The 13,954-nt window shown below is 74.1% G+C and carries 14 protein-coding genes and 1 pseudogene; 7 read left to right on the top strand and 8 right to left on the bottom strand.

What is annotated here, in order from left to right; translation table 11 throughout:
- Positions 1 to 41: 41 nt before the first annotated feature.
- Entirely contained in the window at positions 42 to 215 is a 174-nt protein-coding gene (locus AB0424_RS05910; RefSeq protein ID WP_366302524.1) for a hypothetical protein, read from the bottom strand.
- A 62-nt stretch (positions 216 to 277) separates the two neighbouring features.
- Between AB0424_RS05910 and AB0424_RS05905 the strand changes: the two are divergent.
- The 3 genes and pseudogenes from AB0424_RS05905 to AB0424_RS05895 form a co-directional block, all read left to right on the top strand.
- Positions 278 to 628 (top strand): annotated as a pseudogene (locus tag AB0424_RS05905) (HtaA domain-containing protein); the annotation flags it as partial.
- A gap of 60 nt (positions 629 to 688) precedes the next feature.
- On the top strand, positions 689 to 1,654 hold the full coding sequence (locus tag AB0424_RS05900) for an HtaA domain-containing protein (RefSeq protein WP_366302678.1): 966 nt from the start codon (positions 689 to 691) through the stop codon (positions 1,652 to 1,654).
- Positions 1,655 to 1,743: 89 nt separating this feature from the next.
- The gene (locus tag AB0424_RS05895; protein ID WP_366302523.1) at positions 1,744 to 2,412 is read left to right on the top strand and encodes a PhzF family phenazine biosynthesis protein; all 669 of its coding nucleotides are present in this window, start codon (positions 1,744 to 1,746) and stop codon (positions 2,410 to 2,412) included.
- 148 nt (positions 2,413 to 2,560) lie between these two features.
- On the opposite strand, the gene AB0424_RS05890 is transcribed toward AB0424_RS05895, so the two are convergent.
- Both AB0424_RS05890 and map read right to left on the bottom strand, forming a co-directional pair.
- The gene (locus tag AB0424_RS05890) at positions 2,561 to 3,211 is read right to left on the bottom strand and encodes a biliverdin-producing heme oxygenase (RefSeq protein ID WP_366302522.1); all 651 of its coding nucleotides are present in this window, start codon (positions 3,209 to 3,211) and stop codon (positions 2,561 to 2,563) included.
- Between the two features lie 115 nt (positions 3,212 to 3,326).
- Positions 3,327 to 4,184, bottom strand: coding sequence for a type I methionyl aminopeptidase (map, locus tag AB0424_RS05885; RefSeq protein ID WP_366302521.1), 858 nt, complete (start codon positions 4,182 to 4,184; stop codon positions 3,327 to 3,329).
- Between the two features lie 61 nt (positions 4,185 to 4,245).
- On the opposite strand from map, the gene AB0424_RS05880 reads away from it, so the two are divergent.
- Positions 4,246 to 4,479 carry a hypothetical protein gene (locus AB0424_RS05880; RefSeq protein ID WP_366302520.1) on the top strand — a complete coding sequence of 78 codons (234 nt, stop codon included), beginning with the start codon at positions 4,246 to 4,248 and terminating at the stop codon, positions 4,477 to 4,479.
- 57 nt (positions 4,480 to 4,536) lie between these two features.
- Here the strand turns inward: AB0424_RS05880 and AB0424_RS05875 are convergent, their stop codons facing one another.
- Both AB0424_RS05875 and AB0424_RS05870 read right to left on the bottom strand, forming a co-directional pair.
- Positions 4,537 to 5,877, bottom strand: a complete 1,341-nt coding sequence (locus tag AB0424_RS05875; RefSeq protein WP_366302519.1) for an MFS transporter — start codon at positions 5,875 to 5,877, stop codon at positions 4,537 to 4,539.
- A 139-nt stretch (positions 5,878 to 6,016) separates the two neighbouring features.
- Positions 6,017 to 6,619 carry a hypothetical protein gene (locus AB0424_RS05870; protein ID WP_366302518.1) on the bottom strand — a complete coding sequence of 201 codons (603 nt, stop codon included), beginning with the start codon at positions 6,617 to 6,619 and terminating at the stop codon, positions 6,017 to 6,019.
- A 100-nt stretch (positions 6,620 to 6,719) separates the two neighbouring features.
- Here AB0424_RS05870 and npdG point away from each other — a divergent pair, with 100 nt between their 5' ends.
- A complete protein-coding gene (gene npdG / locus AB0424_RS05865) occupies positions 6,720 to 7,442 on the top strand; it encodes an NADPH-dependent F420 reductase (RefSeq protein ID WP_366302517.1) in 723 nt (240 codons plus the stop codon).
- Positions 7,443 to 7,543: 101 nt separating this feature from the next.
- On the top strand, positions 7,544 to 7,735 hold the full coding sequence (locus AB0424_RS05860) for a hypothetical protein (protein ID WP_366302516.1): 192 nt from the start codon (positions 7,544 to 7,546) through the stop codon (positions 7,733 to 7,735).
- A 24-nt stretch (positions 7,736 to 7,759) separates the two neighbouring features.
- Here AB0424_RS05860 and AB0424_RS05855 read toward each other — a convergent pair whose 3' ends face one another.
- Positions 7,760 to 8,554 carry a site-2 protease family protein gene (locus AB0424_RS05855; protein ID WP_366302515.1) on the bottom strand — a complete coding sequence of 265 codons (795 nt, stop codon included), beginning with the start codon at positions 8,552 to 8,554 and terminating at the stop codon, positions 7,760 to 7,762.
- A gap of 99 nt (positions 8,555 to 8,653) precedes the next feature.
- Between AB0424_RS05855 and AB0424_RS05850 the strand changes: the two genes are divergently transcribed.
- Positions 8,654 to 11,989: a BTAD domain-containing putative transcriptional regulator gene (locus AB0424_RS05850; protein WP_366302514.1), complete on the top strand. Its 3,336-nt coding sequence runs from the start codon at positions 8,654 to 8,656 to the stop codon at positions 11,987 to 11,989.
- Between the two features lie 13 nt (positions 11,990 to 12,002).
- Here AB0424_RS05850 and AB0424_RS05845 read toward each other — a convergent pair whose 3' ends face one another.
- Positions 12,003 to 12,875, bottom strand: a complete 873-nt coding sequence (locus AB0424_RS05845; protein ID WP_366302513.1) for an ABC transporter permease — start codon at positions 12,873 to 12,875, stop codon at positions 12,003 to 12,005.
- The gene (locus AB0424_RS05840; RefSeq protein WP_366302512.1) at positions 12,872 to 13,864 is read right to left on the bottom strand and encodes an ATP-binding cassette domain-containing protein; all 993 of its coding nucleotides are present in this window, start codon (positions 13,862 to 13,864) and stop codon (positions 12,872 to 12,874) included. The genes AB0424_RS05845 and AB0424_RS05840 overlap by 4 nt, the downstream gene beginning before the upstream one ends.
- Positions 13,865 to 13,954: the final 90 nt, after the last annotated feature.

Raw genomic sequence — 13,954 nt, 5'->3', positions numbered from 1 at the left:
GGCTCCCGCGCACCCCCGCGCACCCCCCCCCCGTGCCTCACCTAGGAGAGACCCGCCATGGCCACCCCCTTGCGCCGTTCCGTCACCCTGGCAGCCGCCGTCGCCACGGCCGCCGCCCTCGGCACGGGCGCCGTCGTCCTCGCCCTGCCGGCCGCCGCGGCCGACGCGGCCGCGCCGCCGACGGCACTCGTGGACGGCACTCTGGACTGGGGCATAGCAGTCGTTCCGCTCGTACCTCGCCCAGCCCTTCGCCCACGGGAAGACCACCGTCGAGGGCGGCGCACGGCAGGCGGCGGGCAACGGCGTCTTCACCTTCGTCGACGGCACGGGCACCTACGACACCGGCAGCCACGCCACCGCCAACTCCTTCAAGGGCGGCGTCCACTTCGAGGCCCACGAGGGCGTCCTCGACATCCGGATCTCCGACGTCCGGCTGACGACGGCGGGCACCGCCGCGCCGACCGGCGCCATCACCGCCGACGTCGTCACCAAGGAGAAGGACGGCACCTTCACCACCCGCGACGACATCGTCTTCGCCGCGCTCGACATGACCGGTGTCCGGCCCGGTCAGGGCGAGGGCGGCGCGATGGTCTTCAAGGACATACCGGCGAAGCTGACCAAGGACGGCGCGGCGGCGTTCGCCGGCTTCTACAAGGAGGGCGACGCCCTCGACGCCGCCACGCTCACCGTGAAGGCGGGCAGCAGGCCCACGGCCCCGCCGACCACCGTGCCCCCCACCACGGCGCCTCCGACCACGAACCCGCCGACCACCGCCCCGCCCACCACGGCGCCCCCGACCACGAACCCGCCGACCACCGCCCCGCCCACCACGAACCCGCCCACCACGGCGCCCACGACAACAGCTCCGACGACCGACCCCGTGGCCGTCGTGAACGGCAGGCTCACCTGGGCCGTGAAGCAGAGCTGGCGGACGTACGTCGCCGAGACCTGCGGCGGCACGGTCACCCCCTCCGGCGGCGCGAGGAGGAACGGCTCCTCCTACGACTTCGGCTTCGCCAAGGCCGACCTCGACGCCGACGCCCGCAAGGCCGAGGCCGCGTTCTCCGGAAAGCTCGCCTTCAGCTGCGCCGCCCACGGCATCGACTGGACCATCGGCGACCTCAAGGTGACGGTCGACGGCACCACCGGCACGCTCACCGCCGACGTCACCACCGCCGACGTCACCACCGCCGGCGGCACCCGCGACGACGTGGCCTTCGCCGACCTGGACCTGTCGAAGGCCGACTGGACCGCGAAGAAGGGCGTCGTCACCCTCGCCGCGATCCCGGCCCGGCTCACCGCGGACGGCGCCGCCCAGTTCGCCGGTCCCGACGGCGCGAGCTTCTACCGGCCCGGCACGGCCGTCGACCCGGTCACCCTCGTCCTCTCCTCCGACGCGGACACCACGCTCCCGTCTGCCCCGGGCTCCCCCTCCACCACCGGCGGCACGACGGGCGGCGCCACCGGCACCACCGCCGGCGGCTCGTTCGGCGGCGCCACGGTCGGCGGCGCCGGCACCGCCGGCGGGTCCGCCGCGCTCGCCGCCACCGGCTCGGGCGCCCCCACCGGCCTCCTGCTCGCCGCCTCCGGTCTGACCGCCGCCGCGGGCGCGGCGGTCGTCGTCGCCGTGCGCCGCCGCGCCATGGACTCCTGATCCGCCACCCCCCCCCGAAAGGGCAGGGCCGCACCCGATCCACGGGTGCGGCCCTGCCGCCGTCCCCGCGCGGGTGGTTCAATTCCGGCATGAACACGACGGCCACTGACATCGACGTCCTCCGGGTCTTCTGTGCGGGCGACGGCCGGCACGGCAACGCGCTCGGAGTCGTACGGGACGCCCGTACGCACCCCGACGAGTCCACCCGGCAGGCGCTCGCCAAGGAACTCGGCTTCAGCGAGACGGTGTTCGTGGACGACCCCGAGCGCGGGATCGTCGACATCTACACCCCCGGCCTCCGGCTGCCCTTCGCCGGTCACCCCCTCGTCGGCGCCGCCTGGCTGCTCGACCTGGAGGTCGTCCACCCTCCGGCGGGCGAGGTGTGGGTGCGCGGGGACGGGGAGTTCACCTGGATCGAGGCGCGCGCCGAGTGGGCGCTGCCCCGGACGCTGCGCCAGTACGGCTCCGCCGCCGAGGTGGAGGCGCTCGACGTGCCCGAGCCGGGCGAGTGGATCTATGCCTGGGCCTGGGAGGAGGAGGCCGCCGGCCGGGTCAGGGCGCGGGGCTTCCCGGGGCGCGGCGACGGCATCGACGAGGACGAGGCGACCGGCGCCGCCGCGCTGCTCCTCACGGCCGAGCTGGGCCGTGCCCTGAACATCACGCAGGGCCGGGGATCGCAGCTGCTGACCGCGCCCGGCCCGGACGGCATCGTGGAGCTGGGCGGACGGGTCCGTCTGGAGGGCACGCTCACCCTCTGAGCGACGGCCCGGGGGACGGTACGGCGCGAGGGCCGGACACGGAACGCCGGACGCGCCGGGCGCGAGGGCGCCGGCGCGTTCGGATGGGTTCGGCCTTCGGTCCTTCCGGGCCGTTCGGGTGAGCGGTCCGAAGGCAGGCAGGCGGGCGTCAGGCGCTCAGCGGGAACTCGCCGCCCAGCTGGTGGAAGACCGCGCTGTTGAAGGCGAAGGCGCGCTTGCACTCGTCGACGATCCGCTGCTTCTCCAGGTCGTCGGCGTTCACCCCGTCCAGCAGCTCCCGGTAGGTCCGCTTGAAGGCGGCCGGGTTGCCGATCTCCTCGAAGACGTAGAACCGCACGCCGTCGCCCTTGCGGTCGAATCCCCAGGTGCGCTCCGCCTTGTCGCGGATGATCTGACCGCCCGACAGGTCGCCCAGGTAGCGCGTGTAGTGGTGGGCCACGTAACCGGCGGGCCAGTCGCGGGCGCACTCGGCGACCCGCTCGGCGTACGCGACGGTGGCGGGGAGCGGGGAGACGCCGGCGCGCCACTCCGCGCCCCGCAGGTGGGCGAGGTCCTGCTCCAGGGCGGCCGTGCGGAAGAGCTCGGGCTGTATGAAGGGCCCGGCGACCGGGTCCTCGCGCAGCGCCTCGGCTCCCGCCTCCAGGGCCTGGTACACGAACCAGAGCTGCTCCGTGTAGCGCGCGTAGGCGTCGACGCCCAGCCGTCCGCCCAGCAGGTCGCCCATGAAGGACGACGTCTCCGCCTCCGTGTGCTGCTCGTGCGAAGCCGTACGGATCAACGTGGAGAAGGGCGTGTCCAAGGCGTGCCTCCGGGACCGATGGGACGGGAACCAGTGACGATCCTGCCAAGTTAGGCTTGCCTAAGTCAACTGGTTCCCGACGTCCTGTCGGTAAAGAAGCTACCCCGTCGGGGGGTCAGGGCAACGTAAGGATTTCGGCCCCGTTCTCGGTCACGACGAGGGTGTGCTCGAACTGCGCGGTCCGCTTGCGGTCCTTGGTCACCACGGTCCAGCCGTCGTCCCACATGTCGTAGTCGTGGGTGCCGAGCGTGAGCATCGGCTCGATGGTGAAGGTCATGCCGGTCTTGATCTCGGTGGTGTGGTGGGGGGAGTCGTAGTGCGGGACGATCAGGCCGGAGTGGAACGACGAGTTGATGCCGTGACCGGTGAAGTCGCGGACGACGCCGTAGCCGAAGCGCTTGGCGTAGGACTCGATCACCCGTCCGATGATGTTGATCTGACGTCCCGGCCGCACGGCCTTGATCGCCCGGTTCAGGGACTCGCGGGTCCGCTCGACGAGGAGCCTCGACTCCTCGTCGACGTCGCCGCAGAGGTAGGTCGCGTTGTTGTCGCCGTGGACGCCGTCGATGAACGCCGTGACGTCCAGGTTCACGATGTCGCCGTCCCGCAGCACCGTGGAGTCCGGGATGCCGTGGCAGATGACCTCGTTGATCGACGCGCAGAGCGACTTCGGGAAGCCGCGGTAGCCGAGGGTCGAGGGGTAGGCGCCGTGGTCGCACATGTACTCGTGCGCGACCCGGTCGAGCTCGTCGGTGGTGACGCCCGGGGCGATGTGCTTGGCGGCCTCCTCCATCGCCCGGGCGGCGATGCGGCCGGCGATCCGCATCCGTTCGATGGTGTCGGAATCCTGCACCTCGGGTCCGGTGTACGGAGCCGGTGCGGGCTTCCCGACGTACTCGGGGCGGCGGATGGAGCCCGGAACGGAACGGTGGGGGGAGAGCTCCCCCGGTACGAGAAGCGACTGGCCAGACATGCCAGCGAGTCTAACGACCGGGTGTGGGGCAGCATGGTCTCGGAGGAAGGAGCCGACGACGATGGCCCTGTTCAAGAAGCGCACGGTGGGCAAACCGGGCGAGTGGTACTACTGCCTGGAGCACAAGAAGGTCGAGGAGGGCCCCGAGTGCCCCGCGAAGAACCGGTTCGGCCCGTACGCCAGCCGTGAGGAGGCCGCCCACGCCATGGAGTCCGCCCGCGAGCGGAACCTGGAGTGGGAGACCGACCCGCGCTGGCACGACGGCCCGGGGAAGAACGACACCCCGGGCGACTGAGGGGCGCGCCCCCGCCCGGGGCGCGGCCGGCGCACGACCGGGGCACGCCGGGGCCGCTCAGGCGGCTCCGGCGGCCTCCCGCCGGCCGTCCTCGCACGGTCCGTCCGCGGCCCGCCGGGCCTCCTCCTGCTGGGCCTTGCGGCGCAGGGAGTCCTCGTCGGTGGCGGAGTCGTACGTGAGGAGCTTCGGCAGGGCCAGACAGAGCAGTCCGACCGAGGCGACGCAGGCCACGCCGCCCGACCAGACCGCCGCGCGGGTGCCGGTCCAGCCGGCCATCAGACCCGCCCGGACCTGGCCTAGCTGGGGGCCGACGCTGTAGGACAGCACCTCGATGCCGGCGAGCCGGCCGCGCAGCTCCTCCGGGATCGTCTGGTTCCAGATGGTCGCCCGGCCGAGCCCGCTCAGCATGTCGCCCGCGCCCGCGAAGGCCAGGCAGAGCAGCACCAGCCAGACGTTCCCGAACCAGCCCGCCGCCGCGATCGCCAGGCCCCAGCCGGCCGCGCCCCCGACCACGAGCAGCCCGTGCCGCCGCACCTTCGAGGTCCAGCCGCTCGTCAGCCCGAGGACCAGCGAGCCGACCGAGCCCGCCGCGTACATCAGGCCGAGCGACCAGTCGGCGTCCAGTTCGTCCGCGAGGAACGGGAAGATCGTGTTCGGGAAGGCGAAGAACATCGCCGCCAGGTCGACCGCGTACGTGCCCAGCAGCACCGGCCTCGACCAGGCGTACCGGGCTCCCTCGGCGATGCCCCGCAGCGAGGGCTTCTCCGCGTCCTGCGCGGCCGGTGCCGGGGAGAGCCGGACGCACATCAGCACCGAGACCGCGAAGCCGGCGATCGTCACCCCGTACGCGGGCGCGTGGCCCGCCCACGCGACGACGAGGCCCGCGATCGCCGGACCCGCGATCGAGCCCATCTGCCAGCGCAGCGAGTTCAGCGCGGCCGCCGCCGTCTGCTGCTCGTGCGGCACGATCCGGGCGAGCAGCGAGTCCAGCGCCGGGCGCTGGAGCCCCGCGAGCGCGGAGACACCGGCCGCCACCACGTACAGCGGCCACAGCATCGGCTCCGGCAGCAGCGCGTTGAGCAGCAGCAGTCCGGCCAGCAGCCCGAGCCCCGCCTCCGTCCCCAGGATCACCTTCCGCCGGTCCACCGCGTCCGCGAGCGCCCCGCCGTACAGGCCGAACACCACCAGCGGCACCAGCTCGACCGCGCCCATCGCGCCGACCGCCAGCGGCGAGCCCGTCAGCTCCTTGATCTGCAGCGGCAGGGCGATCATCGCCATCGCGCTGCTGAAGTACGTGACGAGCCCCTGCACCCACAGGAGCCGGAAGTCGCGGGACGACCGCCACGGCGCCGTGTCGGGCAGCAGGTCGGAGAGCCTGGAAAGGAGGGGGGAGGACACGAGGGGACATGTTCCGTCGACGAGGTGCCCGAGGCAACCGGATTACGGAGCGGTCGGGCGCCCCGAGCCGTCGGCGGGAGGCCGGCCCCGCGTCACCGCCGACCGGCCGCGCCGCCGGTCCGACAGGGAACGACCGGCCTCACCAGCGGGCCGGCGGCGGGGCCGTCAGCCGGTCCGCGAGCCCCGAGAGCCGGTCGCGGAGGCGACGGCTCCCGCGCGGGGACGGCAGGCTGTTCTCCCCGGCCGCCGCGCTCACCAGGTGCTGGACCGTGTCCAGGTCCACCCCCGCCCCCTCCGTCACCGCCAGCGTCTCGTGGGCCAGCCCCCGGACCTCCGGGTCGCCGCCGTCGAGCGAGAACACCGTCGCCCCCGCGCGCCGGGCGTCGTGCACCCGCTGGAGCAGCCCCGGGTCCGGCCGCTCCGGCGCCACCATCAGCAGCGTCGCCCCGCGCCCCGCCGCCTCCAGGCGCCCGAGGCCGACCGCGAGGTGCGCCGGATCGCCCGGCCGCACCCGGTGCCGCACCAGCGTCGGCGCCAGCTCGGCCAGCCCCGACCAGGCGGCCTCGTCGACGAGGTGGGCCGCCAGGTGCCAGGGCTCGTACGCCGCGGTGCCCACCAGCAGCAGGCCGCCCCGGTGCGGCACGACCGAGGACCGCAGCGCCCCCGCGAACCGGCGGGCCGCCGCCGGCCACTCCGTCCCGGCGAGCACTTCCCGCAGCAACGCGACCCGTACGGCATCCATGCCCCGCATCCTGCCCCGGCCGCGCCCACCGCGTGGCCGGTTGCCCGGGTTCCACCCGTACGGGAGCCTCCCGGCCCGACCGGTCGGTAATGTCGGGGCCATGACTTCCACCAGCGCACCCCAGGACCCCGCCGCCGCCCCGAAGGCCGCACCCAAGGACCCGTGGGACCTCCCCGACGTGTCCGGCCTCGTCGTCGGCGTGCTCGGCGGCACCGGCGACCAGGGCCGCGGCCTCGCCTACCGGCTCGCCAAGGCCGGGCAGCGGGTCGTCATCGGCTCCCGGGCCGCCGAGCGGGCGCAGGACGTGGCCGCGGGGATCGGCCACGGCGTCGAGGGCGCCGACAACGCGGAGGTCGCCCGCCGCAGCGACATCGTGATCGTCGCCGTGCCGTGGGACGGCCACGCCAAGACCCTGGAGTCCCTGCGGACGGAGCTCGCGGGCAAGCTCGTCGTCGACTGCGTCAACCCGCTCGGCTTCGACAAGAAGGGCGCCTACGCCCTCAAGCCCGAGGAGGGCTCCGCCGCCGAGCAGGCCGCCGCGCTGCTCCCGGAGTCCCGGGTCACCGCCGCCTTCCACCACCTCTCCGCCGTCCTCCTCCAGGACACCGCCCTGGAGGAGATCGACACGGACGTGATGGTCCTCGGCGAGGAGCGCGCCGACGTCGAGCTCGTCCAGGCCCTCGCCGGCCGCATCCCCGGCATGCGCGGCGTCTTCGCCGGCCGGCTGCGCAACGCCCACCAGGTCGAGTCGCTCGTCGCCAACCTGATCTCGGTCAACCGCCGCTACAAGGCCCACGCGGGGCTGCGGGTCACCGACGTCTGAGCCGCCCCCCGGCCGGGCGACGGAGCCGGAGACCGGACGCATCCGGGCATGGGGGACACTGGACGGGCACATCGGCCGTACCCGGACAGGAGCCGTCCCCCATGCCCCGCCTCGCCCTCTACGCCCTCGTGGTCTGCGCCCTGGCCGTCGCCGCGGCCGTCGTCTCCTTCGTCCAGGGCAACTTCCTGGGCGTGGTCTGGGTCCTCCTCGCGGGCCTCTCCTCGAACATGGCCTGGTACTACATCCGCCGCGCCCGCGCCGAGAAGGCCGCCGCGCCCGCCGCCGACGCCTGACGCCCGCGCCCCGCTGCCTGACGCCTAGACCCCGCAGAACTCCGGGGTCTCCTCCCAGAAGCGGAACAGCTGCGAACCGCAGTAGCGGCTCAGCTCCGGCACCCCGAGCGACCGCATCAGCGCGTCGATGGCGTCGAAGAAGGCGTCGTTGATCGACGGCACGAACAGCAGCGCGATCACGACGAAGAAGCCGTACGGCGCGTAGGGCTCGATCTGCCGCTTCACCTTGTACGAGAGCCAGGGCTCCACCACGCCGTACCCGTCGAGCCCCGGCACCGGCAGGAGGTTCAGGAGCGCGGCCGTGACCTGGAGGAACGCCAGGAAGGCCAGCGCGTACCGGAAGGCCACCGGCACGCCGTCCAGGGCGCCCAGCCAGAAGGGCGCCGTGCAGACCAGCGCGAACAGGACGTTCGCCAGCGGGCCCGCCGCCGAGATCAGGCTGTGCTTCCAGCGGCCCTTGATCCGGCCCTGCTCGATGAAGACCGCGCCGCCCGGCAGGCCGATCCCGCCCATGATCACGAACAGCACCGGCAGGACGACGCTCAGCACCGCGTGCGTGTAGGCGAGCGGGTTCAGGGTCAGATAGCCCTTCGCGCCGACCGTGATGTCCCCGCCGTGCAGCGCCGTCCTGGCGTGCGCGTACTCGTGCAGGCAGAGCGACACCACCCACGCCGACGTCACGAACAGGAAGACCGCCAGGCCGGTCGAGGCGGCGAAGTCCGTCCACACCGCCCAGCCGGTGACGGCCATGACGGCGAGGATCGCCAGGAAGACGGGGCTGATCCGCCGTTCGTGGCGCCGGGTGGTGGCCGTGGTCATCGCGGGAACTCCCAGGGACGGAGGACTGGTGCGGGGGAAACGTACCGGGGGACGGGGCGAGTTCCTGCGCCGGGCACCGTCTCACGGAGAATGGGACCCGTGCGCTACTCCGTGCTCGGCCCGACCCTCGCCCACGCGCCCGACGGCACCGACGTCACCGTCGGCGGCCCGCGGGTCCGCGCGCTGCTGACCGTGCTCGCCCTGCGGGCCGGCCGGACCGTGCCCGTGCCCGACCTCGTCGACGAGGTGTGGCACGGCGACGAGCCGCCCGTCGACGCCGTCGCCGCGCTCCAGGCCCTCGTCGGACGGCTGCGCAAGGCCGTCGGCCGCGACCGGGTGGTCTCCGCCGACGGCGGCTACCGGCTCGACGCCCGCCCCGAGGACGTCGACGCCCGGTGCTTCGAGCGCCTCGCCGCCGAGGGGGTCGCCGCGCTCGGCGCCGGCGATCCGGTCCGCGCCGCCGCCGTCCTCGACGACGCCCTCGCGCTCTGGCGCGGGCCCGCCCTCGCCGACCTCCCCGACCGGGACGCGGAGGCCGTCCGCTGGGAGGCCCGCCGGCTCGACGCCCGCCGCGCCCGGCTCGACGCCGCCCTCGCCCTCGGCAAGGCGCCCGCCGCCCTGCCCGAGCTGACCTCGCTGTGCGCGGCCCACCCGCTGGACGAACCCCTCCAGGCCCTGCGGATCCGGGCCCTGCGGGACACCGGCCGGGCCGCCGAGGCGCTCGCCGCGTACGAGTCGGTCCGCCGCGCCCTCGCCAACCGCCTCGGCACCGACCCCTCGCCGGCCCTGCGCGCGCTCCACGCCGAACTGCTGGCCCCCGCGCCGGAACAGGCGCCGGAGCCCGCCCCCGCCCCCGCCCCGCCCGGGACCGGCCGGGCCACGGCGGGGCCGCGCACCCCCGGCAACCTCCGCGCCCGGCTGACCAGCTTCGTCGGACGCGACGACGAGATCGCCGCGCTCCGGGAGGACCTGCGGGGCGCCCGCCTCGTCACCCTCCTCGGCACCGGCGGGGCCGGCAAGACCCGGCTGTCGCAGGAGGCCGCCGAGCGAGGGGCCGAGGCGTGGCCGGACGGCGTCTGGGTGGCCGAACTCGCCGCCGTACGCGACCCGGAGGCCGTGCCCGAGGCCGTCCTGGCGGCCGTCGGCGCCCGCGAGACCGTCCTGCGCGGAGCCGGCGCCGAGGAGCTGCGGGCCGGCGACGACCCGCTCGCCCGGCTCGTCGAGCACTGCGCGGGCCGCCGGATGCTGCTGCTCCTCGACAACTGCGAGCACCTGGTGGCGGCCGCGGCTTCCCTGGCCGAGACCCTCCTCGCCCGCTGCCCCGGCCTCCGGGTCCTCGCGACCAGCCGGGAGCCCCTCGGGGTGCCGGGCGAGGTGCTGCGCCCGCTCGGGCCGCTGCCCGCGCGGACCGCGCTGCGGCTCTTCGGGGAGCGGGGCGCGGCCGTCCGCCCGGGGTTCCGGACGGAGGAGGACGCGGAGGCGGCGGCGGAGATCGTGCGGCGGCTGGACGGCCTGCCGCTGGCGATCGAGCTGGCCGCGGCCCGGCTGCGGATGCTGACCCTGCGCCAGATCGCGGACCGGCTCGACGACCGGTTCCGGCTGCTGACCTCCGGGGCCCGCACCGTCCTGCCGCGCCAGCAGACCCTCCGCGCCGTCGTCGACTGGTCCTGGGACCTCCTCGACGCCCCCGAACGGGCCGTCCTGCGCCGTCTGTCGGTGTTCACCGGCGGCAGCGACCTGGAGGCGGCCGAAGCGGTGTGCGCCGACCCCGACGCCGATGCCGACGTCCTCGACGTGCTCGGCTCGCTGGTCGACAAGTCGCTCGTCGTGTCGGCGCCGGGCGACGCGGGGATGCGCTACCGGCTCCTGGAGACCGTCGCGGAGTACGCGGGGGAGCGGCTCGACGAGGCGGGGGAGCGCGAGGCGACCGAGCGCGGGCACCTGACGTACTACCGCGAGCTGGCCCGCCGTCTGGACCCCGAGCTGCGGGGCGCCGGGCAGGTCGGCGCCGTCGCCCGCTTCGGGGCCGAGTACGGCAACCTCCGCACGGCGCTGCGCAGGGCCGTCGCCGCCCGCGACGAGGACGAGGCGCTCGTCCTCGTCCACTCGCTGCTCTGGTACTGGCAGATGCGCGACCTGCGCGTCGACGCGCTGCAGTGGGCGCGGGCCGCGGCCGCCCTCGGCCCCGACCCGTTCACGCCGCCCGCCGCCCCCGTCGTCGCCCTGCACGAGCCGTGCACCGCGCTGCCGCCGCCGCTCTCCGAGGAGCAGCGCTGGGAGGCGCGGCGCGGGGTGCGGCTGGTGGAACTGCTGAACATGGACCACGAGACGGGGCGCTGGACCAGCGCGAGCGGAGTCCACCGGCTCCGGGAGATGACCGCCGTCTACGAGCCGGGGCTGCCCCAGACCTGCCGGCTCCCCGGCTCCTTCGCCGTCTTCGCCGTCCTCCTCATCGGCGAAGCCGGCCGGCTGCGCGAAGTCCTCGACACGACCGTCGACGCCTGCCGCCGTCACGGCTACGACTGGGAGTTGGCCAACGCCCTCCAGATGCGCGCCAACATGTTCGCCAACCGGTCCGACTGGGCCGACGAGGCGGGCGCAGACGCCGAGGAGAGCCTGGAGATCTTCGTCCGCCTCGGTGACGCCTGGGGCGCGGCCGAGGCGCTCTCCTCCCGCGCCGAGGCCCGGGAGCGGCGGCTGGAGTTCGAGGGGGCCGCCGAGGACTTCGAGGCCGCCATCGGCTACGCGGAGCGGATCGGCGCCCAGTCGCAGATGGCGCTGCTGCGGGCCCGGTACGCGGACATCCTCGTGGAGACGGGACGGCTCGACGAGGGGGTGGCGATCCTGCGCGGGATCCTGGCGGACGGCGGGCACACCTGGAGCCACGAACCCCTGCTCGGGGCACGGCTGTTCCTCGCGCTGGCACTCGGCCGCAGCGGACGGACGGCCGAGGCGAGGGAGCACCTCGAGCGCCTGCTGCGCGAGTTCGACTCCGAGACGCTCTCCATCTTCGGGGGCTTCACGCTCGGCAGCCTGGGCTGGCTGGACAACCTGGACGGGGACTACGCGTCCGCGCTGGAGTACGCGGCGGAGGCGTACGAGAGGTCCCTCGGTGCGCTGTCGATGATGGTCGCCCCGCAGATGCCGGCGGTCCATCTGGTCACGGCGGCCTGGGCGCTGGGAGGGCTGGGCGGTGCGTCGGCGCGGACCGGGGCGGTGCTGCTCGGTGCCCGGGAGCGACTGGTGCCGCCGGGGCATCTGGCGCCGCCGCTGGAGCGGCAGAACCTGGAGCGGGCGACGGAGGCCGTCGGGGCCGTGCTCGGCGTGGACGCGTTCGCCGCGGCGCACGCGGAAGGCGACGGCCTCTCCCTGGGAGAGGCCGCCGCCCTGCTCGGTCGCGCCGCCGACGCGATCAGAGAGCGCGCCGAGTCCTGAGCCCCCGCTCCGGTCAGGTCTTCTTGCGGAACTTGGAGACCGCGAGCGGCGCGGTGACGACGGTGATCGCCAGCGCCCAGCCGAGGGTCATCCACACGGAGTGGGCGATCGGACCGCCGTTGATGAGGCCGCGGGCCGCGTCGGCGAGGTTCGACAGCGGGTTGTAGTCGGTGAAGGTCTCCAGCCAGCCGGGCATCGAGGTCGGCGGGGCGAAGATCGAGGAGCCGAACTGGAGCGGCATCAGGACGAGCATGGCCATGCCCTGGACGGCCTGGGCCGTCTTCATGGTCAGGCCGAGCAGGATGAAGATCCACATCAGCGAGGCGCCGAAGACCACCGCGAGGCCGATCGCGGCGAGCAGCTCGATGAACGAGGTCTTGATCTCCAGGCCGAGCAGGAAGCCCGTGCCGAGCAGGATCGCGGTGGCGATCATCATCCGGCCGACCTCGACGACGATCTTGGCGATGAGGACCGAGGAGCGGGCGATCGGCATCGTCCGGAACCGGTCCATCACCCCCTTCTTGAAGTCGTCGTTGATGCCGACCCCGACGCCCATGGCGATGTTCATGCCCATCATCGCCATCAGGCCGGGGGTCACGTAGTTGACGTACGCGTCGTTGTTGCCCTTGCCCGCGATCGCGCCGCCGAAGACGTAGACGAAGAGCAGGATGAAGATGATCGGCATCAGGACCGCGTCGAACATCGACTCCGGGTCCTGCTTGATCTGGAGGGCGTTGCGGCGGGCCAGCGCGCCGATGTGGCGGATGTTGGCCCGCACGCCGATCCGGCCCTCGCCGCCGGCCGGACGTGCCGGGGACCGGTCGGGACCCGGGGCCTCGTCGGCGGGGGACTTGGACAGCTGGGTGGTGGTCGTGGTGGCGCTCATGCGGCGACCTCCTCGGGAAGCGCGTCGGACGCGGTCGACTTCTGGCCGGTGATCGCGAGGAACACCTCGTCCAGGCTGGGCAGGTGGGTGCCGATGTGGGCGATGCCGAAGCCGCGCGCGCCGAGCAGGCCGACGACGGCGGTCAGCTGCTGGTCGGTGAGGATCGGCACGTACAGCGCGCCCTCGTCGGGCACGACGGTCGAGCCGGCGACACCGTCCAGCCCGGTCTCGCGCAGCGCCGACGCCATGGCCGGCAGGTCGGCCGGGTCCACGGCGCGGATCTTCAGGGTGCGGCCGCCGACCTTGGCCTTCAGCTCGTCGACCTTGCCGTTGGCGATGACGTGGCCGCGGTCGATGACGGTCAGCTCGTTCGCGAGCTGCTCCGCCTCCTCCATGTACTGGGTGGTGAGGAGGACGGTGACGCCCTCGGAGACCATCCGCTGGACCTCGTCCCAGACCTCGTTGCGGGTGCGCGGGTCGAGACCGGTCGTCGGCTCGTCCAGGTAGAGGACGGCGGGCTTGCCGATCATCGAGGCGGCGAGGTCGAGCCTGCGCCGCATGCCGCCGGAGTAGGTCATCGCGGCCCGCTTGGCGGCCTCGGTGAGGGAGAAGCGCTCCAGGAGCTCGTCGGCGCGGCTCCGGGCGTCCTTGCGGGACAGGTCGAGCAGGCGCCCGATCATGTAGAGGTTCTCGAACCCGGACAGCTTCTCGTCGACCGAGGCGTACTGGCCGGTGAGGCCGATGGTGCGGCGGAGCTGCCGGGGCTGCTTCACCACGTCGAAGCCGGCGACGACGGCGGTCCCGGCGTCCGGGGCGAGGAGGGTGGAGAGACAGCGGACGAGGGTGGTCTTCCCGGCGCCGTTGGGGCCGAGGACCCCGAGGACCGTGCCCTCCCGTACGTCGAGGTCGACCCCGTCGAGGGCCTTCGTCTCGCCGAAGTGCTTCACGAGGCCCCGGACCTCGACGGCGTTGGTGTGTGATCGCGTCATGGTCGCTACTAGACCAGGGGCCACCGACAATTCCCCTACAGGCGGCCTACAGCCCGCCGATGGGGGATGTCGGCGGGCTGTAGGTGGTGC

Source organism: Streptomyces sp. NPDC051180 (assembly GCF_040689545.1).
Lineage (GTDB): Bacteria > Actinomycetota > Actinomycetes > Streptomycetales > Streptomycetaceae > Streptomyces.
Note: the sequence above shows the minus strand (reverse complement) of the source record. Positions and strands in the feature narration are given on the sequence as shown.

Coding starts and splice junctions, on each gene's coding strand:
- npdG (WP_366302517.1), top strand. CDS start 6,720: ATGACTTCCACCAGCGCACCCCAGGACCCCGCCGCCGCCCCGAAGGCC.
- AB0424_RS05870 (WP_366302518.1), bottom strand. CDS start 6,619: ATGGATGCCGTACGGGTCGCGTTGCTGCGGGAAGTGCTCGCCGGGACG.
- AB0424_RS05855 (WP_366302515.1), bottom strand. CDS start 8,554: ATGACCACGGCCACCACCCGGCGCCACGAACGGCGGATCAGCCCCGTC.
- AB0424_RS05895 (WP_366302523.1), top strand. CDS start 1,744: ATGAACACGACGGCCACTGACATCGACGTCCTCCGGGTCTTCTGTGCG.
- AB0424_RS05860 (WP_366302516.1), top strand. CDS start 7,544: ATGCCCCGCCTCGCCCTCTACGCCCTCGTGGTCTGCGCCCTGGCCGTC.
- AB0424_RS05845 (WP_366302513.1), bottom strand. CDS start 12,875: ATGAGCGCCACCACGACCACCACCCAGCTGTCCAAGTCCCCCGCCGAC.
- AB0424_RS05840 (WP_366302512.1), bottom strand. CDS start 13,864: ATGACGCGATCACACACCAACGCCGTCGAGGTCCGGGGCCTCGTGAAG.
- AB0424_RS05910 (WP_366302524.1), bottom strand. CDS start 215: ATGCCCCAGTCCAGAGTGCCGTCCACGAGTGCCGTCGGCGGCGCGGCC.
- map (WP_366302521.1), bottom strand. CDS start 4,184: ATGTCTGGCCAGTCGCTTCTCGTACCGGGGGAGCTCTCCCCCCACCGT.
- AB0424_RS05880 (WP_366302520.1), top strand. CDS start 4,246: ATGGCCCTGTTCAAGAAGCGCACGGTGGGCAAACCGGGCGAGTGGTAC.